The organism is Gorillibacterium massiliense, assembly GCF_000455485.1.
GTDB classification, from domain to species: domain Bacteria; phylum Bacillota; class Bacilli; order Paenibacillales; family NBRC-103111; genus Gorillibacterium; species Gorillibacterium massiliense.
The window spans coordinates 40,416-61,650 of the sequence record NZ_CBQR020000140.1 but is presented as its reverse complement, the minus strand read 5'-3'; the positions used below and the strand labels follow the sequence as shown (position 1 = coordinate 61,650).

The following is a 21,235-nucleotide window of genomic DNA, read 5'->3' as shown; positions in this document are numbered from 1 at the left end:
TATGTTTGCAGGTATTCATCCACCGCCCTTCGCTTCCTGCTCGGTTTAATGGCACTTATTTGAGACCACTCTTATCCATCCTTTATTCTCCATAGATTTCATATCCGCTGTTGGTAGACCGGCATTCACTTCATGATCAATTTCAAAGGATTTTCTACTCATCGCTATAAGCTTTCCTGAACCCCCAGTCGAACTGAGGGTTTTCTTATACAAAAAAAGAACCCAATCCACTAAGGATTGGGCTCATCTCGCTATCGTTCATTTTTCCTTAGTAAGCCATCGTGTACAAGCCATGAATGTGGGACAAGTAGCGGGCATTGCTCGCTTTCTTCATCAAGGATGCGGGAACGCCGCGGAGCTCGATGCCCGTAGCGCCGACGGAGCCGATGCCGTCTTTGCGGCCAAGGCTGGCCAGCGTGCCGGAGAATACCGGCGCAAAGTCAGCCAGCTTCGCCCCTCTAAAATAAGCCGCGATATTCGCACCGACCAACTCGCCCATCTGCCACGCCAACTGTGCTGTAGGCGGATAAGGACGGCCGTCCGGTCCAAATACAACGGCGCAGTCGCCCGCCAGGAAAACGTCGGGATGCGTTGTAGACTGCAGACCGGCATTAACCGTCGCCCGGCCGCGATTCACTTCGATGCCGCAGTTTGCGACAAGAGCGTTGCCCTGTACGCCGCCGGTCCAAACCACGGTGTTAGCCGTAATGGATCGACCGTCTTTCAGCGTGACCACGTTGCCCTTAACTTCCGTTATCGGCAGGCTGGTCAGGAACTCGACGCCGCGTTTTTCCAGACTGGTCACCGCGCGCTGAATCAGCTCAGGCGAGAACATGGGCAGAATCGTCGCCATCGCTTCGACCAAGTTAAGAGAAATGTCGGAATAATCGACTCCATATTGGCTGCAGATAGCGGGAAGCTCATCCGCAAGCTCGCCTATAAGCTCCACGCCGGTCAAACCGCCGCCGCCGATCACAAAGGTGGCGTCCGCTTTATTTTTCGATTGGGCGTAAGCTTTGATCCGCTCCCTCACATGGGCAAAAATCCGATTGGCATCCGCCACGGATTTCAATACCAAGCTGTTTTCCTGTAAGCCCGGGATGCCGAAATAGTTAGTTTCGCTGCCAAGGGCCAGAACCAAAGCATCATAACGTTGGGAAGAACCGTTTTTTAGCGATACTTTTTTGCCTTCTACATCAATGGTCGCGACTTCACCAACAACTACGTTCACATCTTTATCTTTTAGCAATTTATCGATTGGCAAAGCTACGGCTTTTTCAGACACGTTGCCTGCGGCAAGACGGTGCAGTTCCGTAATGATTTGATGATTGCTCGTGCGGTTGACCAAGGTGATATTCGCTTCCGCGTTGGATAAATGCTCTCTTGCCGACATTGCGCTGAGAATGCCTCCGTAGCCGGCACCAAGAATCAGGATATCCTTTTTCATGCCTCTCCCCCCGTTCTGTTTCTCTCGCCCAAAATACTCAGGAACGCTTGGGTAAAGCGGAGCATTTTTTGCAGTTCCGGGTCTTTCAGCATTTTCAGCAAACCGAAGGCGCTATAGGTTGCTTCGCTCTTCGCCGCGCGATCGCTAGCTTCAATGGCTGCAGATGCATAGCTTTTCGCTTTCTCTCCAAGAGGTTTGACCACCCCGGCGATCCCCTCGACCGTATCGTGGATCAGTACTTTGTCTGACGCCACTTGTTGGGCAAAATCATAACACTTCGTCAAAGCCGACATCATCTCCGTCAGCTTCGGCAGTTGATCCACCAGGCTGGTGAGCGCTTGCTGCACTTCCGGTTTGGCCAGTTGCTCCATGACATCCGGCTTCACTGGGCTTGCAGCTGTCGTCCCCTGTTCCGAATTGATAACCGTTGTTTCAGACACGCAGGTTCCTCCTCCAGTAAATGTTTTGTCTGTGAAATATATCACAATAAATTTGGGCAATATGAACATTTTATCTCTTTCAAGGCGGTAAGTATAATGTAATTTTTGGAAATCACCCAAATATGGAATCCTCTTTGTCCTTAAGATTCCTTTTTAACCGGAAATCATCCATTGTAAAATCAACCAAAGGGGATGGCATAGGCAAAATAAAAACCGCTTAAGCTTAAGCGGTTTCTTAAACATAGGGTTATCTGTTCGGTGAGGTAAAGGTAAGGAAGTGGAGCAGCTCCTTACGATGCGTATAGCCTAATAGTAGGAGATTAATTCCCCAAAAAAGATAAATCGCGCCGGAGTACCCGCGGTAAAATAAATAACCCGACAGCAGCAGCATCCCAAACACCACCTGAAAACCATCCGCATCCGATGAAGTCGGCTTGCCCTTGGTGAACCATCGGGCTAGAGCCAAGAGCAGAGCAAGGATGACCGCATAAGCAAGGGAAGCCGCGAATCCTGTCCATGCGCTCCAAACCCCAAAGGTTACGGCGATTCCTTTGCCCCCGCGCCTTTTCATAAAAGGCGAGAATGTGTGGCCCATAATCGCGGCTGCCGCCGGAAGCACGATGCCGTACCCGGATAAGGTCTCCGTATAGGTTAACCAAAAAACAGGCGCATACCCTTTCAAAAAATCAAGGGCAATACCGGTAAGACCGTACGAATATCCCGCCGCCCTCCATAAATTCAGCGCTCCGGGGTTTCCATCCCCATGCTCCCGTAAATTTTGTTTAACAAGTAAGCCGATCCAGTAGGAAAACATAAGCGAACCGGATAGAAAACAGAGGATTGCCCACAAAAGGATCATCGATTTTTCCGGCCCCCCACCTCAACATGCCTGCCCTTCCATGCGACCCGTCCAAAAAACAGGACCTGATAGATCGAATAAAGCATGATATAGAGAAAAAAAACGGTGCTCAACATGTGCAGGGCGGGAAACCATTTCCCGAACCGCCCGGTATAGCCAACGAAGTAATAAATTTGTACCGTGTACAGCAAATATCCGAACGCTAGGGGCAGTGCAAGGGATGTGCCCAGCAGAAAAAGCCCTACCTCCGCCCCGATCAAGCCGATCAGCCATATAGCTACCAGCAGCGTCGTCCACCCGCTCAGTTTGCTTGTGCTGAGCACCGCTCCTTTGCTGAAGCCTTGAATCTCGCTGCGGATTCCCCCGGGATACATCCGAAAAGCTACCGTATGGCGCCCGATAAAATTCGTGACGGGAACGCCGGCTTCCCTGAATTTTGCACCCAAGTTCAAATCGTCCAATAACTCGGCTTTTACGCCTTCATGTCCTTTCGCCTTCTCATAGTCCTCCCTCTTGGTAAGGATACAGGACCCGTAAAGTCCCTTATTGGGGTTGGCATGCTCCATCGGAGAGGTGAAAGCGAACAGCCCTAGCAGATTGGGGACAAGTGCTAATTTTTCGTATAGTTTTACCGTCAGATGGTAAGGGACGACTGAGATGACCCCGCCCGTCTGTTCTCGCGCCGCCAAAAGATACTCTAGTGCACGGGAAGTGAGTCGGACATCCGCATCCAAGAAGGCGAATAGATCGCCAGTAGCATGCAGATAACCGTTCCAAACTGCCCAATTCTTTCCTGTCCAGCCGGGCGGTAACGTCGAGTTGGCAATCACTCTAACGCCATAGCTCTCTGCAATCTCTCGGGTGCGGTCTTCGGAGCAATCGTCCACGACGATAACCTCCGCCGGTTTGAAGCTCTGTGCCTGAAGCGAAGCGAGGAGATGCGGAAGATTACCCTCTTCGTTTCTTGCCGGGATAATGACAGATAGCCGCCCCGACGGCTTGAAGCCATGAGGCGGCGAAGGAACGGTATTCCTGCGAAATAAGACCCACCCCGCTGCAAACGTGCCCATGAACAAAGCGATGATCAGCATCTCCAAGACAATCGCCCCCAGAGAGATATATACAACATCATATTCGCTCAAATCTCATCTATGAGTAGGAACACGAACGACTGCCGGGAATCGGTAAATTTTTCATAGGTTCATATACCCGTAAACGACAAAAAGTGCTAAAATAGCCAATATTCAATACCGTATGCCATTAGCGAAGGAGTCTTTCATGTATTGTACGAATTGCGGATCTTTCATCCAGGACAATCAACGATTTTGCGGAAAATGCGGGGAGCCGGTAAAGCCAAACAGCCAAACCGGATATATTCGGCCGTCGAATCCCCCTGCCCCTAATCTGGCGGAAAATACAATATCCGACAAGGATCTCGCACTCTTTGTCGGGAAGAAATCCGCTCTCTATCTGAACAAATGGAAGAATAACAGCGAGTGGAATTGGCCGGCCTTTTTGTTTGATTTTTACTGGATGCTATACCGGAAGATGTATCTTTACGCGCTTCTTTCCGTACTGATCGTCTCAGCTTGGTCTATGTTTGTCGCTCTCCTGATCAGCGTCATTACACCGTTATATGTGAATATCATTCTTATCCCGGTGCTCATCCTCATCCCCAAGATCGCGACGGGAGTTCTTGCCAACAAGCTGTATCTTCACCATGCCAAAAGAAAAATAGCCGGACTCCGTTCCAACAGGCTTGAGGAAAAGGTTCAAGATAACTTAATCATCATGAAAGGAGGCACCAATATCGTTCTGGTCCTCCTGATCATGATCGGACCGTATCTTTTAGGTTTTCTGCTGGTAGCCCTCATATACTATTTCAACTTTACCAAATCTCTCGATAGCGCTTCATCGACTACCTATCCCCCCATCGCTATGCAAACGCCCGACCCTCAGACGGCAAGTCCCCCTGAGGCACAAAATATAGGAACGTTCAACGTTTTGCTGTTAGGCGGCGATGCAAGGAAAAGCGCGCCTCTGTCCAGTTCGGACAGTATGATCGTTGCATCCATTGCCCCTGCTACGAACCAAGTCCATCTGTTCTCGATCCTCCGTGACACCTATGTGGACATGCCTGGTATATATCAGGGGACTATCGGCGAAGCCATAGCCGCTGGGGACTTCGATCTTACTATCCAAACGGCGGAAAACTTGACGGGTCTCTCCATACCTTATTACCTCTATACAGATTTTGACGGATTCGTTAATCTGATCGATAAGCTCGGAGGCATTGACCTCGAAGTGGAAAAGGACATGGACTATGTCGATTTTCACGACTTACCCGAATACGATATCCAACTGGAAGAAGGCTACCAGCATTTGGACGGAGCGGCGGCTTTGCAATATGTGCGATTCCGCCATGATGCCATGGGCGATTTTGCCCGGGTAGAGCGGCAGCAAAACTTGTTGCATGCGCTAGCGCAAAAGATAATAACGAATACCACAATCATGGATCTGCCGGGAATAATAAACGCCATCAAGCCGTGCTTTCAAACAAACTTCAGCCTCGACGATCTACTATACCTGGCCCAATTCAGCTTGAAAATCGATCCTGACAGCATCAGCAGCACGCAGCTTCCACCCATGGATAACTTGCAGCAACAATCCGTGAATGGAAAAAGTGTCCTGGAGGTCATCGCCCCAGAAGAACTGCAAACGTATGTGAAAACGATATTGGAAACGGTATTGGAAGAGGTTTATCCTGAATCCATCTAATTCAAAAAGGGACGTCCCGTTTCCAAACAGGACGCCCTTCTTTCTTTTTGTATCGCTCATTCTTACGGGTGGATTATGGCTTCAACGTTGAAGATTCGGCCTTCTTCATAGGGGAGATGCAGCCCGTACCAAGGGCTGCCGTCTACCATAAGGGTCACCGCTCCGCGCTCCAAGCCATCCGGGTTGAGCACCCGAATCTCGTATCGAGCCTTACGGAAGACGCGAGAAACCGTGTGTTCCCTCCATTCTGCCGGAATGCACGGATCGATTACGAGTCCTTCCACCGTTGCCCGGATGCCCAACACGTAATCCAGCGTCGTCCACAGCATCCATCCTACCGTACCGGTGGAGTTGTGATGACTGGAGCGGCCGAAATTCGGGGAATCCTGCAGGCCGAAGTAATAATTCGGCAGGAAAATCGGCACCTGCAGGTTTTGCTCCGGGGGATTTTCCGGATTGGTCGGCAGAGTCCGAAGGATCGTCCGCAGAGCCTGCGTCCCCCGCCCCGCCTGACAATCTGCAAAAGATTTGAACATGGAGGCGTGGCAGTACACGGAGCCGTTCTCCGTCGTCCCCGCCAGCTTGATACTGATTCGTCCCCATTTCGGATTCCAATCGGAAAAGGCAGGCGCCAGCAGCAGCGGACCGGCAGGTGTATCCAAGCGATCCATGGCGGCCAAACATACGGCAAGCCGATCCTCTCGTGCCGCACCGCACATGATCGCCCACGTTTGCGTATTGAGAAACAGCTTGCCTTCCTCATCTCGGTCCGTGCCAAACGCCTCGCCGTTGTCATCAAAACCAGCTACATACCAGGCTCCGTCCCAGCAAGTTCCGTTAATTGCTTGGTCCAGCCGATCTGCGATCTCCTCCAGCTTCACCGCATTTTCCTCGTCACCGCGCAAACGACATAGGGGAACAAGCTGCAAAATGCCATACTTCAGCGCCATCGTGCTCCAAGCCGACTCGCCTCTGCCCAACCGGCCCGGCCCGTTGATCGGATCGTTCCAGTCTCCATGACCCATCAAACACAAGCCGTGAGCGCCGGTATCTTCCGACATATAGCGCACGGCCATCAGCAAATGCTCATAGATGGTTGCCGTTTCCGGCGAGTTTTTGAAACCGACCTGCTTGTCCAGCCAGCTCGCATTTCCCGCCTGATGAATGAGAGCGATGAGGCAGATGATCAGCCAAACGGGACCGTCTTTATGGGTAAGCAAGCAAAGCTTCTGAGGTGGCGAGCCGTCGGTCATGATCCACTGCTGGATAAAACCGCTTGTCTCCTGCCGCTGCAGAACGGAAGTCATATAGCCAAAAGCCCCTTCGGGATCAATCATGGCATAGCCGAGCGCATCCTGAAGCTGATTGCGGATCGGACAATAGACGGACATCCGGTTCGTGCGGGTCTGCATGACGATTTGCTTTTTCAGCCAGAAGTTCATGAAAGCATTCAGGGATTCATCCGGCGTTGTGACCGTAAAAGCGCCGGCCACCTCCGCCCAGAAATCCTCCACTTCCCGCAGTTGCTCGTCCGCTCCCCGCCTCAGGAAAATCTCACGAATCTCTCTGACTTCTTCCGTCGTGCGTGCGCAGCCCATCACCAGATTTACCGCTTCTTGCCGCCCTGGCGCAAGCTCGAACCTGTGAGCAAAGGCTCCGACGGGGTTTTCCCCCTCCGATTGGGCGCTCACGCATCCGCCGCGTTCGACAGCTTGCGGCAAAACGCGGGTATCGTCTCCACCAAAGAATCGCTGCTCGCTGCATTCATACGAATCCGCCGACCGATCGGAAAACAGGTAAACCAGATTGGCATGATTGTCGTTTTTCTCCTTGTCCTCATAAAACACATGGTACGGAAAAGAGAAACTGGTGATCGCCTGAGCCTTTTCGTCAAAGCGGCAGAGGCTGCCCATCACCCCGCCGTTTTCAAAAGAGAATACCGAGAATAACGACAGCCGCCTAGGCACAGCGGATAAATTGCTGATAGTAACCGTCCATACTTCGCGCATCCCTTCTCGAGGGACGAAAATCCTTGCTGTGAAATCGATTCCATAAGAGACGGAATGAATCCCGCTCCAGCCTAGAGAATGGCTGCACGTAAAGTCCGAAACCGGACTGCCCAGCGGTTGAACAGCCGGACACCAGATTTCTCCGGTATCATGGTCCAATAAATAAAAATACTTATAGCCTTCGCGATTATAGACGCGATGCTTGGGATAAAAAGCCGTACTCGGACCTTGGCCCGTTTGCGATACTTCCGTGTAATAGGAATCGTTGAACAGATAATTGAACCAACGGGCAGGCGTTTTTGGCGTCGTGATTACAAACCGTTTACCGTTCTCTTGAAAAGCTCCGAAACGCATAACCGAACTCCCATCTGGCAATAATTGCCGTGGTTAATGATATACGCCACTTTCCTTGAATGGCGTTGTTTTCATAGTAGGCGCTCCTCCCTGATCGGTCAATTTACTGTTTTTCAAATCGGGTTAATAAAAATGACAAAACCTGCTTTCTGACGCGTTACTCTACACGATATTCCGCTCCTGAGCTCCCCCTTTCCTTTTTTGCATGAAAAAAGACCCCGGAATCAAGCGGATGATCCGCTCACCTCCGGAGTCTTTCGGTTGTGTCGACTTATTTTGCCGGCATTTCGTTAAAAAAGGCAAGGTCCTCAATGGGGAGACGCGTCGTCGGGCGGCCCGGTTTAGCGGCTTTACCCAGGGCAATCAGCATAACGGGGAGATAACGATCGCTGATGTTGAAGGCTTCCTTCAGCAGCGCTTCATCGTAACCACCCATGGGCACCGTATCGTAGCCATGAGCGCGGGCCACGAGCATGAGCTGTTGAGAAACGAGACCGCCATCGATGTAAACGATCCGGTCGAGCCTCTCTTGTGGCAAAGAGCCATAAAGCGCGATGCTGCGTTCCGCGAAGGATTTAGCGATATCCTCCGGCATGAATCCTTGCTTCATCGTTTCCTCGTAGATTTCATTCGCTTTCAGATATCCTTCCCTGTCACCCAAAACGACGATAACAGCTGCTGCTTCGGATACCTGGGATTGATTGTTAGCGATAGGTTGCAGCTTGGCTTTCAATTCCTCCGTCTCGATCACGAGAAAACGCCATGGCTGCATATTCGACGAGGATGGGGCAAGAGCGGCTTCCGCAAGAATCTCCTTTATTTCCTCATGGGACAAACGGACGGACTTGTCGTAGCTCCGTACCGAATGGCGGCCGCGAACGACTTCCGTAAACGATGGAGCTTCTGCCCGGACTTGCTCTGAAGCGGATACTATCATTATTAACTCCTCCTTAAAATGGGGTTGCACTAAAAGCTTTTACCAAATGAAAGCCCTTTACTGTTGATAATATCGCACAGTTAAAGCAAAAAAATACCAAAGCTCGAAAACCATACCGACGAATTCACACCATTCCGACTGAATAAGTCAGGCAGAAACTGTTGCTATTATTGCACAGTATATGCCCTCTGCCATTCTCTGTCAACCGGTTTGTAGCCTTCATTAAACGGAGACTTTCAACCGTTCGATCAAGTCAGCAATGGTGATCTTGGCCAATACCTCGCGCATACGGTCGTCCATCTCTTGCGTGATTTCCTCAAACACCGACTTCATGCTTACGCCAAAGGGATGATCTCCCGCTGTTTCCGTTATGCCCAAGCAAATCCTGCTGCCCGCCCGGAACACGTCATATACTTCCGCGAGCTGGATCGAATCGGGCGACCTCCTCAGCCGATACCCGCCATCTCGCCCTTCCCGCGTCTCGATAAAGCCTTCTTTGGCAAGGACGGCAAGAACCCGGCGCAGTAAAGACGGCTCAGTCTGCAAATAACCAGCGATTTCCACGCTCGGGCACGTCGTGCATACCCTTTCCCGCGATAAAAACACAATAGCCTGCACAGCCAATCCAAACCATTTGGGGTGCTGACTGGAGGTACAATGTTCGTTCATCGCTTTTCCCCCTCTCAGGCAAACGTGATGCGCTTTCAACTGATTATTCTACCGAAATCCATCTCAGTCTGCAATCTTAGCCATGCAATAAAAAAATTCCTCGCCTCTCCTGATCGATCGGCGGGGAATTTTCAATTTGCTACTCATCTGCATTTAGGTCAAATGAACATCGTGGTGCTCAAAATAATGACCAGCAAGACGAACAACACAAGGACGAATGCACTGTTCCTGGCGGAACCATCAACCGGATATGACATAGTAAGATCTCCTTTCGTCCAAAAGTTAGTATAGAGTATGTGCAAAATAGAAGAGCGACTGGATGAATGAACAATTGTGGCAAAAAAGGCAAAAAAAAGCTGCGCCAGCGAAATCGATCGCTTGGTACAGCCTGATACCTATTTCCTCATATAAGCTTTACGGCAGCACCACGAAGTTGGAAACCACTTTCCGTTGCTTGCCGTCTGATGGGGTATTCAGCACTTTGCCGTTGTAAACGAAGGTGCTGGAGCCGCCTCCATCCAGGTTATAAGCATCTACGACATTCCACTCCAGCAGCTTCGTCTGCGCTTCCTCGAGGGTAATGCCTGAGCTGCTCGACGATCTGCCGTCGATGACGATAAACAGCATGTCCCCATTGGAAAAGTGGCCGATGAGCGTGCGCGGCTCTTTCTTGTTTTTCCACTTCGTCGGGATCGTTTGCTTCTTTCCGCCCTTAAGCAGAGTCGGAATGAAGGTAGCGCCTTGCTGCACACCCATCTCTTTGATTTGTTCCCGGGTGGTGACGTCGCCCCCTACCAGATGCCCGTTCTTATTAATGCCGATGAAGCTCAAGTCGGTCTGGTAAAAGGTTTTGATCTCACCATCCACAACGGTGATGCCCATCGGATACAAGAGGCCGTTTTGGGTGGCAAAGCCGCCTGCATTAATCGCCAGCACTCCACCGGTACGAGCTGCAGCAGCACTGGTTACTTCACCTTTAGCGCCAATTTTATCACCGGCCAGCACCAGCTTGACTGCGCTGGGATCGCTCAGCTTCACTTTCGCCATATACCCGCGGTATCCAGCCTCTTTCAGCGAAAAGACTTTGATGGTGGCACGGTTCCCAAAGGTTTGCCCGATGGGCTTGCCCAAAATTTTGGAAAGCACAGTGTCCAGAACGTCGCCTGTTTCCTTGGTCTGCTTCGAGCTGGAGGTTACAATTTCATCCACGGCTGACTTCTGAGCGGCATCCAAGGCGCTTTCCTGCTTAGCATTTGCTCCGAGCGCAACCAGTACCGACTTTATATCCGCAAGCTGCTGCTTGGACTTACCCGCAGATGAATCCATGCTGGTATAGGATTCCGCTACGCCTGATAATGGGGTATTCAATTGCTCGGCTTGTCCACTCTGGGTTTGAAGATCAAGCTGGGCGCTCTGATAACTAGGCTGCAGTTTATCGCCGTTATTGGCAAAGCCTGTCCACATTCCTGCAAGAAGGGCTAAAATCAGCAACGGCGGAAGAATCCATCTAGTAAACACGGACCGCTGCCTCCAACTTCGTAATCAGTTTGCGGAGCTCGGTCAGTTGGTTGCTGAGATCGGTGATCCGGCTATTCAATGCCTTCTTCGTATCAGCCGTCTTGCTAAGGGAGTCGCCGGCAAGGGACATTTCCTCTTTCACAGCTGTAAGCTCGTTCTCTACTGCAGCAAACTGCTTATCCAGCGCCTCTGCCTGGGTCTTCTGCGTGTCGAGAGCCGTTTGCAAAGCCGTGAGCTTTTCGTTCAAGTCTTTCATCTGCGTTTCGTTCGTATCGGCCACCCGGTCCAGCTTCGTCTGAATATCTTCGACATAATTTTTGGCGAGGGTATATCCGCCATATCCAATAGCGAGCCAAATCAACAGAACCGTCAACAATGCGGCCCAACGCGGCACCCGCTTTTTCCTCGGCTTTTCTTTCACATCTTTTGTCGTCCGGGCCAGCTCGTAATCTGCATCATAAGATAAATCATTCATTGATTGTACTTCTTCCTTTCCTCTTTTAAAACTAACCGATGAGGCCGTCTGTATGCTCGATATCTTTACATAATCACGTTCGCACACATGGCTATATACGCAAAAAAAACCGCATTTGTTGCGGTTTTCGTCGAAATAAACTTTCGGATTCGCGAATTAGATATGCGGAGCGCGGCTGTTCTGAGACTGCTGAAACCCCGTCTGCAAGAAATGAAGGCCAAGAATGAGCAATACATAGCCTAGCAGCGGGAAAAGAAATATCCACTGATGAAACACCAAATTCGTCCGGCCTGCACCGATCAATCCCGCCCATTCAAACGTAATCGGAAACGGGTTACCCTCCCCGACAAAAGGAACGGTGACTGACGTAATATCGCCTTTATACAAAAGGGTCCCGCCCACAAAAACATAGAAAATGCCCAATTGGCCGATCAGCGATAATGTCAGAATGCATTCGTTTAAAAATACCACGGCGAGGTTTTCCCGAATGGAAGGAACAATATGTTTAAAAATGAGCCTGCGTTTCCCGGCCCCTAATAGTTTTGCAGCCAGAAAAAACTCTTTGTTCGTCAGTTCCGCCGTTCTTTCCTGTATAACCGAAGCCACTCCGCGCACACCGAGCAGAGTCAAAACCGCGCCTAATAGGATAGCCAGAGATACGGGACGGATATCTGGATCAATAATCCCGACAATTTGCGTATTCAAATGAATCATCACGAAATACACAATAATGAAAACGGGCAGCGCATTTATGATCCCGATGGATGATTTCTTTCGTTTTTGTTTCTTCCTGCCTTTGAGCCCCGCGAACATGCCGATTAACCCGCCAATCACAACCCGTGCCGCCGCTATGAGCAGCATGGAAAAAAACGTAACCTTCGCCCCATAAAGCATGCTGCTGAGCAGATCGTTTCCCGTTTTATCCGTGCCAAAAGGATGTTGCAAACTGGGCGGAAGAGGTGGCACAATCAGCGTCATCCCTTTATCGCCCTCAACGTATTGAATACCTGGCCGGTAATCTTTTGCATAGGGGGCAAACCAACTGCCTCCGATAGCGGCAATCAGCATGACCAGCACGATCAAACTGCCGAGCCACAGCCGTATATTCACTTTGTTGTTAGTTTTTTCAGCCCCCAAATCGAGAACCTCCCAACCCCATAGACGCAGACATACATTCCGAATAAAACAAATAGGCCATTGGCAATCAGGCTAAACTGCGCCCCTTTTTGAAACAGCAGGCGAGTTATGCCGCTCAGGTTGTACAAATACTCAATGATGAACAAGCTGCTGAAGATAATCCCGATGAGCTTCGGTAATTCAGCCCGAAGAGCAGGCAGCAGATTCGGTACGACATGATCGAAGTAAATGCGTGTCCTACCTATTCCCTTCGCCTTCGCCACCATAATAAAATCTTCCGATACTATTTGCTGCATGCTCACCATGAGCTGCCGAAGCAAATAAAGAAAAGGAACGATCGTAATCGAAAGAACCGGAAGCAATACCGCCTTGGTATGGCCAAAAGAGGCAATCGCAATATGGATTCCAAACTGCCGGTGCAAATAAACGGCAAAAAGCTGCAGCATGACGATGATCACAAAATCAGGTAATACCGAAAGCAGCAGGATCCCTTCCTGCAGCAGACGAAGCCTCCATCTGAGGATCATCACACTCGCAATCACACTCAACCAAATGCCAAGCACGACCGCCGTCACGATGTAGGAAAGGGACACTCCCGCATAAGTCCAAGCTTCCGAGAGGAAATGGTGTTCATTTTTCCCATAGGTATAGATAAAAGAATCTCCAGAGCCTAGCCCTTTGAGATAGTCCAGACATGCGGTTAATGCAGAGTGCCATTGCAGCTCAATCCCATTTTTCTTAGCTACGATCAAAATTGGCAGGGAGGAGATCAAAAAAACAAGCACGAAAAGGGCCAAAACGGCGGCCGCGCCGGTCGTTATTTTTTTTGTCATGACTACCACCTAGGGATGGGATGCAAGCAACAAATGCAGATTGTCTAGCAATTAAAAGCTATATTACACCTGTACGGGAGATCGATCAATGGCCTGTCTCATAGGAACGCGACAAAAAAAGGGGCGCCAGCTTCAACCGGCACTCCTTCGGGACCATGCAAATGGTTAGTTTTCTTTAAGTTTTCTAATCTCAGCTTCCGTCAATCCTGTCGCCTTCGCTATTCGTTCAATCTCCAGATTCATTTCAAGCAATTCTCTGGCGATTTCGCGTTTTGCCGCTTCTTTGCCTTCATCTCGGCCTTCGGCTATACCTTCTTCCCTACCCTTTGCCAAGCCGAATTCCATACCCTTTGCCGCTTCTTCACTCATTGCCTTTATCTTCGCGAAAAAGGAGGCTTCATCATGCAGATACTTTTGCCTTGCTTCGTACATCAGCCGGGCCTCTGAATCCTGACTCAAGAAGCGCAGCGTCTCCATTGCTTTTCCCAGCCCCGGTTCATTCATTTTCAGCACCTCCCAGTTTGACGTATCCTCGCTTTTCAAGAACAGCAGCCAATTTGCCAAACCTTCATGTGTCGGTGGCGTGTCCGCCAACTTAGGCAATTCCAGAAAATGCACCTCGATATCATCACAAAGCGATATACCCGTTCGATCTTCCCGCAGATGAAACACATTATGATACTCATCGTTGGGCAAAAAGGAATAGTTCAAAATATTGATAGTGACACACTTGTTGAGCTTCTGATAGTCATCGCCTTCCTCAAGCTGAGTAGCATAACGCTTGCTCCAGTAGAACAGCGTTCGTTTCTCCATTTGGTATTTGTTGAATAGCTGCATTTCAATATCGATCAGCTTGCCTGACGCCGTTTTGGCGTATATGTCGAATATCGATTGCTTATCTTGGGGAGCATCCTTATCCGTATACGGATTCATCAGAATGATTTCGGTCAAAGGCGGCTCTCCAGCCTCTGCAAATACCCGATTGAGGAAGTGCATTAGAACATCCTTGTTATTCTCGCTGCCAAAAATCCGCTTAAACACAAAATCAACTCGCGGATCAAGCAATTCCATTCAGCCAACTCCTCACCATTATATCACGTCTCGCCAAATCCCAGTATTTGTAACCACCCCCAATATTGGCAGTACCGCTGCCAGCCCCGCGCCACTCAATTTGGAAAATCAACCTCCGCAGCAAGGCCGTAGCAGATCCAATAAATCCGATCCGATACGGGGTTCGGCAAATGGTGAACGCTTCGCTTAACCACCTCTCGGAAGCCCGACTTTTCAATCAAACGCAGCACTTTCTGCATAGAATCCATTTTTTCCTCAGAACGCAGCAGAAGCACGTAGTTGCGGTTTATATAAGCGATAACCGAGTGGTTTGGCATATGATCAGCCGCCATATCCGGCATTAAAAACTGGCATTCAACAGGATGCCGATAATCCGTAAATAGCTCAATCGTGCATGATTTGCACGTTGGACTCGGCAAACAAAGGCGCGGCTGCTGCCAACCCATCAGGGAGAGATTCCGGTATGCGCGTTCCTTCAGCTTCTCCTCTGTCAGCTCTGGATAAAGTCTCAGCATGTCCCGACTGACCGCTTTTGCGCTTTCGCATTGGATATCAAGAAAAACAACCCGCAATCCCGGCAAAAAGGGATCCGATATAAGCTCCCTATCTCGTTCCGCCTCGTAAACATAACTTTCCTCTCTTATTGCAGGAAAAAGGTAAGCGAGATCCGGCTTCCATTCCTTATCCTCTTTTTGGGCCATTCCCGCGGTATGCCATATTCCGTTCAAATCGTCCATCGACATGTTCATTTCCTCGCTTGATTTATAAGTACGGTACATATTTCGAAGACTCACTTGCAGCTTATCCGCCGGATCGCGCAGGTTTACCTGGATATCCAGGAGATAGGGGGCCTTCTCCTTCCTCTTAATATTGAAACTATCGTTCATCCTCGCTTGACTCCTCATTAGTTCCCTCCTTTGATTTAAAAACAAATACCCCGACTAGACGTCACGACGTCGGGTCGGGGTGTGCTACACCACTGTTCACTTATAGTTTAACGCATCCGAAGAAAATTTGGAATAAATTTCTATTATTCTTTTTACTTCCTCGATCTAGGATCCATTGCATCCCTGAGCGCATCCCCAATAAAATTGACGGACAGCACGCTCAAAATAATCATAACCCCCGGAGGCAGCCATAACCACGGCTGTGAAGTCAGCACCGTAAGGGATTGCGCGCTGGCCAGCATATTCCCCCAGCTTGCTGTCGGCGGCTGCACGCCGAGACCCAGGAAACTCAAAGCAGCCTCATCCAATATCGCGCCTGCTACTCCGGAGGTCGCATAAATCAAAATAGGCGCTATTGTATTCGGCAAAATATGCAGGAAGATGATCCGGGGAACGCTAAAGCCCATGGTGACACCGGCTTTCACGTATTCGGTTTCCTTAATGGACAGGACATTTCCTCGCACCAGCCGTGCCAAACTGGGCCAACCTAAGAGACCCAGAATCAAAATAATATTCTTGAGTCCCGGTCCGACGATAGCGGATACGACTAGGATCAACATGATGTAAGGAAAGGACATGAAGATATCGGTCACCCGCATGATGACCCCATCCAGCCATCCTCCATAATACCCGGAAACCAGTCCAAGGATCGTCCCGATAATCGACGAGATAAGAATCGCGCCAAGACCGACGGATAAAGAAACCCTGGCTGCATAGATGACCCGGGACAGCTCATCCCGTCCGACTTGATCCGTACCCAGCAAATGATGGCCATTAGGAGCGGCGCTAAAGCTGTCTGTAATCGTATTCGGCGCATAAGGCGCAATCAGCGGAGCGAAAATCGCGCAAATCGCCAGGAGGACCATAACGATAAGTCCCGCAACGGCAAGCTTATGCCTCCTAAAGCGGCGAATGAATAAACGGAACGGAGTCCCGTCAGCTCCCGTTACGATTTCATTGGCGAGCTCCGTTTCAACTACGTGATTTGATTCAGGGATTTGGTTCATTTGCCCGCCGCCCCCTGATAGCTATTTTTAATTCTCGGGTCCACGAGAGCATAGGCGATATCCGTAAGCAGGTTCGCTGCAATGACGATAAATGCCGCTACCAGATTGAGCCCCATAATCATGGAGTAATCCCGGCTCATGATCGAAGACATCGTCAACTGCCCGATACCCGGCCAGGAAAAGATCTGCTCGATCACGACGGCTCCCCCGAACAGAATCGGAATCTCCATCCCCAGAACGGTCACAATAGGAATCAAGGCATTGCGCATGGCATGCCGGTTCACCACCAGAAACTCCGCCAATCCTTTGGCCCGGGCTGTCCGTAAAAATTCCTGCCCTAAAATCTCAAGCATGCTGGAACGAACATACCGGATGGTTCTTCCCGCCACATTAGCTGTAAGCACCAGTACAGGCAGGATCAGATGCACCAGCACATCCGCCGCACCGCCGTTTCCGCCGAGCTCTTTGTAGCCGCTGGAGGGAAGAATCTTAAAATGCAGGGAGAAAACATAGATCAGACCGAGAGCCAGAAAAAAGTTCGGAATGGATATCCCGAGAAACGACCCCGTCACGGCAAAATAGTCCAGCTTGGAATACTGCTTCGAGGCGCTCAGCACCCCCAGTGGAATCGCAATGAGCAGACCGAGAATCAACGCCGTCCCCATCAATAGCAGCGTTGGCCCCAAATGGCCCCAAATCGCCTTTCCAACGGGCTGATACGTGATCATGGAATAGCCTAAACTGCCGTGAAAAAGGTTCCCCAGCCAGTGGAGATATTGCTCGTAGGCCGGAGCGTTAAGCCCCAGCTCTACGCGCTTGGCCTCAAGAGCCGCCGCCGGAAGCTTCGGGTTCACCAGCATATCCACCGGATTACCAGGAGCCATACGCATAATAATGAAGTTCAGGATCGTCACTCCGAAAAAGACCGGTAGTGCGATTAAAATACGGCGAATCACATAATTAAACAAGCGCGCACACCCCGGTTCTTAATCAATAGGGAAAAAGCAAGCAACCGAGTGACGGCCGTCTGTCAGCTTCGGCTCCTGCTCCCGGCATTCGGCACGGGCATAAGGACAGCGCGTATGAAACCGGCAGCCTGCGGGTGGGTTCGCCGGACTTGGCACATCCCCCTGCAGCACGATTTTCTCCCGGTTTCTCGCACGGGGATCCACTACTGGGTAAGCATCCAGCAACGCCCTCGTGTATGGATGCCGCGGATGCTCAAACAACTCTTGAGTCGTCCCGATCTCCACGATCTTCCCCAGGTACATGACCGCGAGTCGATCGCTTATATAACGCACGGCGCCTAGTCCGTGGGCAATGAACAGATAAGTCAGGTTCAATTCTTCCTGCAAATCTTTCAAAAGATTCAATACCTGAGCTTGAATCGACACGTCGAGAGCGGAAACCGGCTCATCACAAACAATGAGCTTTGGCTTAAGGGACAAGGCCCTGGCGATTCCGATTCTCTGCCTTTGTCCGCCGGAAAATTCATGAGGAAACCGGTTGTGGCTGTTCTTCGGCAGACCGACCATATCCAGCAGTCTGTCGATTTCCTTGGAAATCATCGCGTTCGGCACGATCCGATGTACCCTTAAAGGCTCAGCCAACAGCTCCGATACGCGCTTCCGGGGATTTAAGGAGGAGTAAGGATCTTGAAAAACGATTTGGAGCTGAGACCTCAAGCGGCTCATTTCTCCAGCGGAATGGCTGGCGATGTCTTTTCCGTCAAAAAGAATGCGTCCAGCCGTCGGCTTTTCCAAGCCTACGACGGATCGGCCAATGGTCGACTTCCCGCAACCGGATTCTCCTACAAGTCCGAGAGTTTCCCCTGGAAAAAGCGAGAGATCCACACCATCGACCGCTTTTACATGCTCAACGGCTCTACCCAATATTCCTCTGTGAATCGGATAATACTTGGTCAAACGGTCCAACACGAGCAGAGGCGCGGTTGTAAGGGGTTCAGCTTCAAGATTCATCATGGGTCCCCTCCTCGCTCCGGTTCAGATTCCCATCTGCCGATTTCCCGACTTCCCAGCAGCGAACCCATTGGCCTTCCTGCTTTTCCTCAAGAGGGGGAAGATGGCCGCGGCAGTGCTCCGTCGCCAGATGGCAGCGGTTATAGAACCGGCAGCCCGGCAACGATTGATATCGAGTTGGAACCGCCCCAGGTATGGATTCGAGCTGTTCCCCAGCCCCGATGTCTAAACGGGGAATCGACTTCAACAGCCCCCGGGTATACGGATGCTTCGGTTCGTCAAACAGCGTGTACACGTCCGTATCTTCCACGATTTGCCCGGCGTACATGACCAAAACGCGGTCGGCCATCTCCGCTACCACACCCAAATCATGGGTGATCAGCAAGATGGCCGTGCCCGCTTCCTCGCACAGTTCTTTCATCAGTTGCAAAATTTGCGCCTGAACGGTTACATCAAGAGCAGTCGTCGGTTCATCGGCAATGAGAATTTGCGGTCTGCAAGAAAGGGCCATGGCAATCATGACCCTCTGTCTCATCCCCCCGGACAAAGCGAAAGGATACTCCTTCATAATCGCTTCCGGCCGAGGCAAACCTACTTTCCGCAGCATCTTGACGGCTGTTGCACGGGCTTCTTTTTTATCCTGCTTCAAATGAAGTTGAATGGCCTCGCACAGCTGGTAGCCGATGGTAAACACCGGGTTTAGCGACGTCATGGGTTCTTGGAATACCATGGATATCCGATTCCCGCGGATGTCTCTCATCTGCCGCTCATCCAGCTGTAAAATATCCGTTCCATCCAGGAGGATTTGTCCGCCGTCGATACGGCTGCCTTTTCCCAAGAGCCGCATAATCGAGAGTGCCGTGACACTTTTCCCGCTGCCCGACTCTCCCACGATGGCCAACGTTTCCCCCGGTTTCACGCTGAAGCTGATATTGTCTACACTGATGATTTTTCCTTGGTCCGTATCAAAAGCCGTTTGCAAGTGGTTGACGGAGAGCAAAGCTTCCATCCCTACCACCACCTTCATAATCGAATTACCGCTAACGCAGTTGTATTATTTTACATCCCATTCGTTAACGTTGATGAACATGCCGAAGTCCTTCGGCTTAGCGCCAGTCACTTTATTGCTCATGGCACCCAGCGCTTTCGTTGCATAAATAGATGGCATCGGAACGTCTTGCGCGACGATCTCTTGCAGCTTATTGTAGTCTTCCGTAAGCTTGGCTTCATCGGTCGCGGATTGCAGCGCCGTAAGGAGTGTTTCGATATCCGCGTTCTTGTAGCCGCTCGGATTGCCTTCATGCAGGAAGTAAGCCACGTCCGGCAGCGGATTAACCGGAGACAGCGAAACGGTCAGAACGCCTAAGTCATAATCCATTTTTACCAACTTATCAATCAGCGTGGCCAGATCCAGCATTTGAATCTTCACGTTCACGCCGACTGCACGAAGATTTTCTGCCATAATGTTCGCAGCTTGTTCAAGTGTACTATCACCGGAAAGAACAGACAAGTTGAGGGTTTTTCCAGCGTTCCAGCCGGATTCCTGCAGCAGGCTCTTGGCTTTATCCGGATCATAGGCTACCGGCTTCAGATTTGAATTCACATATTTGCTGTAACTGGTCAAGAAGCCGTCCACTACTTCGCCCGAGCCCTTCAGCAGATTTTTCACGATCAACTCGCGATTGATGGCGTAGGAGATCGCTTGTCTTTGCTTGGCATCCGGCACCGTTTTTTCATTGATGTACATGAACTGGGTGGCAACAGCAGGACCATCATTGGTTGTAAAGTTTTTAAGCCCCTTTACCTTCTCGTAGTCCGAGATCGGAATCACGCCGAAGGAAGGAATGTTCATATCAATCTCGCCGCTTTGCAGTTGGGTGGTAATCGCCGTACCTTGGAGTACTTTGAAGTTCAACTGATCCAGTTTAGGCGCACCTTTAAAATAATCCTTGTTCGCTTCCATCTGCACATAATGATCCCGGTCATAGCTCACCAGCTTGAAAGGACCGTCCGTCAACGTCGGCTTTTGCATGAAGTCGCTCTTGTTGATGTCTTCTGGAGCAATATCTTTCAGAGCGGACTGAGGAACCGTAAGCAAGTACCGGCCAATGGAATCCTGGAAAATGGTCAGCGTCGTCGGCGCCTTCGTTTTCAGCTCCAAGGTGTGGTCGTCTACTTTTTTCACGCCGGAAATATCCGTCTTGCCTTCCGGCAGGTATCCGGAATCATCCAAGCCTTCAATGATGGCAAACATATAGGCAAAGCCGGAAGCGACTTTCGAGTTAGCCATCAGCTTCAATGTGAAAATAACGTCGTCGGCCGTAACGGGAGTCCCGTCCGTCCACTTGGCATTCGGGTTCAATTTTACGGTAAACGTCGTATTGTCTGTTGTGGTAATGGAATCCGCCAGCATCGGTTTGAAGGTCAGATCCTCATCCAGGTCGACCAAAGGCAGGAACATCAAGCCCGATACATAGGAAGAAACTTGTCCTACCGGAGACAAAGGATTCAGGGCGTTTGGTGAATACGTTACCCCGATGTTGACGACTTTTTTGCCGTTTGCAGGCGCATTGGTGGCACCAGCCGCGCCGGTTGCTTCCGAATTATCCTTCGATCCGCCGCATGCCGACAAAACCATCAAGGCTGCCGCAAGGACGAATACGAATGTCTTTTTCCAGGTGAATCGAACTGCTTTCATATGCTCCTACCCCCGTCTATTTAATTCCTACTATTCTTATACGATTTAATTTATGTTTAAATATGATGCATTCAGAT

At 50.4% G+C, this 21,235-nt stretch carries 20 protein-coding genes; 1 reads left to right on the top strand and 19 read right to left on the bottom strand.

The features are described from left to right. Positions 1-268: 268 nt before the first annotated feature. The 4 genes from TJ79_RS18450 to TJ79_RS18435 form a co-directional block, all read right to left on the bottom strand. Positions 269-1,447 (bottom strand): NAD(P)/FAD-dependent oxidoreductase, encoded by a 1,179-nt coding sequence (locus TJ79_RS18450; protein ID WP_040951813.1) that lies wholly within the window; start codon positions 1,445-1,447, stop codon positions 269-271. Then, entirely contained in the window at positions 1,444-1,887 is a 444-nt protein-coding gene (locus TJ79_RS18445) for a helical membrane plugin domain-containing protein (RefSeq protein ID WP_040951812.1), read from the bottom strand. The genes TJ79_RS18450 and TJ79_RS18445 overlap by 4 nt, the downstream gene beginning before the upstream one ends. Positions 1,888-2,134: 247 nt before the next feature. Beyond that, on the bottom strand, positions 2,135-2,746 hold the full coding sequence (locus TJ79_RS18440) for a glycerol-3-phosphate acyltransferase (RefSeq protein WP_040951811.1): 612 nt from the start codon (positions 2,744-2,746) through the stop codon (positions 2,135-2,137). Next, positions 2,743-3,843 (bottom strand): glycosyltransferase family 2 protein, encoded by a 1,101-nt coding sequence (locus TJ79_RS18435; RefSeq protein ID WP_420319397.1) that lies wholly within the window; start codon positions 3,841-3,843, stop codon positions 2,743-2,745. The genes TJ79_RS18440 and TJ79_RS18435 overlap by 4 nt, the downstream gene beginning before the upstream one ends. Positions 3,844-4,024: 181 nt before the next feature. Here TJ79_RS18435 and TJ79_RS18430 point away from each other — a divergent pair, with 181 nt between their 5' ends. After that, complete coding sequence (locus TJ79_RS18430; RefSeq protein ID WP_052339731.1) at positions 4,025-5,524, top strand: LCP family glycopolymer transferase; 1,500 nt, start codon at positions 4,025-4,027, stop codon at positions 5,522-5,524. Positions 5,525-5,586: 62 nt separating this feature from the next. Here TJ79_RS18430 and TJ79_RS18425 read toward each other — a convergent pair whose 3' ends face one another. The 15 genes from TJ79_RS18425 to TJ79_RS18360 form a co-directional block, all read right to left on the bottom strand. Beyond that, positions 5,587-7,887 carry a GH36-type glycosyl hydrolase domain-containing protein gene (locus tag TJ79_RS18425; RefSeq protein WP_040951810.1) on the bottom strand — a complete coding sequence of 767 codons (2,301 nt, stop codon included), beginning with the start codon at positions 7,885-7,887 and terminating at the stop codon, positions 5,587-5,589. A gap of 271 nt (positions 7,888-8,158) precedes the next feature. Beyond that, on the bottom strand, positions 8,159-8,824 hold the full coding sequence (locus tag TJ79_RS18420; protein ID WP_040951809.1) for a nitroreductase family protein: 666 nt from the start codon (positions 8,822-8,824) through the stop codon (positions 8,159-8,161). 222 nt (positions 8,825-9,046) lie between these two features. Then, positions 9,047-9,493 carry an RrF2 family transcriptional regulator gene (locus TJ79_RS18415; protein WP_040951808.1) on the bottom strand — a complete coding sequence of 149 codons (447 nt, stop codon included), beginning with the start codon at positions 9,491-9,493 and terminating at the stop codon, positions 9,047-9,049. Between the two features lie 158 nt (positions 9,494-9,651). Then, the gene (locus tag TJ79_RS27335; RefSeq protein ID WP_155987950.1) at positions 9,652-9,750 is read right to left on the bottom strand and encodes a sporulation protein YjcZ; all 99 of its coding nucleotides are present in this window, start codon (positions 9,748-9,750) and stop codon (positions 9,652-9,654) included. A gap of 157 nt (positions 9,751-9,907) precedes the next feature. Continuing rightward, positions 9,908-11,011 carry a phosphodiester glycosidase family protein gene (locus tag TJ79_RS18410; RefSeq protein ID WP_040951807.1) on the bottom strand — a complete coding sequence of 368 codons (1,104 nt, stop codon included), beginning with the start codon at positions 11,009-11,011 and terminating at the stop codon, positions 9,908-9,910. After that, positions 11,001-11,486, bottom strand: coding sequence for a hypothetical protein (locus tag TJ79_RS18405; protein ID WP_040951806.1), 486 nt, complete (start codon positions 11,484-11,486; stop codon positions 11,001-11,003). Before TJ79_RS18405 ends, TJ79_RS18410 begins: the two co-directional genes overlap by 11 nt. 156 nt (positions 11,487-11,642) lie before the next feature. After that, a complete protein-coding gene (locus TJ79_RS18400) occupies positions 11,643-12,623 on the bottom strand; it encodes an ABC transporter permease (RefSeq protein WP_040951805.1) in 981 nt (326 codons plus the stop codon). Then, positions 12,593-13,456, bottom strand: coding sequence for an ABC transporter permease subunit (locus TJ79_RS18395; RefSeq protein ID WP_040951804.1), 864 nt, complete (start codon positions 13,454-13,456; stop codon positions 12,593-12,595). The genes TJ79_RS18400 and TJ79_RS18395 overlap by 31 nt, the downstream gene beginning before the upstream one ends. 165 nt (positions 13,457-13,621) lie before the next feature. Further along, positions 13,622-14,527 (bottom strand): Rpn family recombination-promoting nuclease/putative transposase, encoded by a 906-nt coding sequence (locus tag TJ79_RS18390; RefSeq protein WP_040951803.1) that lies wholly within the window; start codon positions 14,525-14,527, stop codon positions 13,622-13,624. Positions 14,528-14,622: 95 nt separating this feature from the next. Next, positions 14,623-15,414 carry a hypothetical protein gene (locus TJ79_RS18385; protein WP_040951802.1) on the bottom strand — a complete coding sequence of 264 codons (792 nt, stop codon included), beginning with the start codon at positions 15,412-15,414 and terminating at the stop codon, positions 14,623-14,625. A 152-nt stretch (positions 15,415-15,566) separates the two neighbouring features. Continuing rightward, positions 15,567-16,481 carry an oligopeptide ABC transporter permease gene (gene opp4C / locus TJ79_RS18380; RefSeq protein ID WP_081756993.1) on the bottom strand — a complete coding sequence of 305 codons (915 nt, stop codon included), beginning with the start codon at positions 16,479-16,481 and terminating at the stop codon, positions 15,567-15,569. Then, positions 16,478-17,449, bottom strand: coding sequence for an ABC transporter permease (locus tag TJ79_RS18375; protein ID WP_040951801.1), 972 nt, complete (start codon positions 17,447-17,449; stop codon positions 16,478-16,480). Before TJ79_RS18375 ends, opp4C begins: the two co-directional genes overlap by 4 nt. Positions 17,450-17,467: 18 nt before the next feature. Further along, positions 17,468-18,463: an ABC transporter ATP-binding protein gene (locus TJ79_RS18370; RefSeq protein WP_052339730.1), complete on the bottom strand. Its 996-nt coding sequence runs from the start codon at positions 18,461-18,463 to the stop codon at positions 17,468-17,470. Then, the gene (locus TJ79_RS18365) at positions 18,450-19,469 is read right to left on the bottom strand and encodes an ABC transporter ATP-binding protein (protein ID WP_040951800.1); all 1,020 of its coding nucleotides are present in this window, start codon (positions 19,467-19,469) and stop codon (positions 18,450-18,452) included. Before TJ79_RS18365 ends, TJ79_RS18370 begins: the two co-directional genes overlap by 14 nt. Before the next feature lie 45 nt (positions 19,470-19,514). Then, positions 19,515-21,158: an ABC transporter substrate-binding protein gene (locus TJ79_RS18360; protein ID WP_040951799.1), complete on the bottom strand. Its 1,644-nt coding sequence runs from the start codon at positions 21,156-21,158 to the stop codon at positions 19,515-19,517. Positions 21,159-21,235 lie beyond the last annotated feature (77 nt).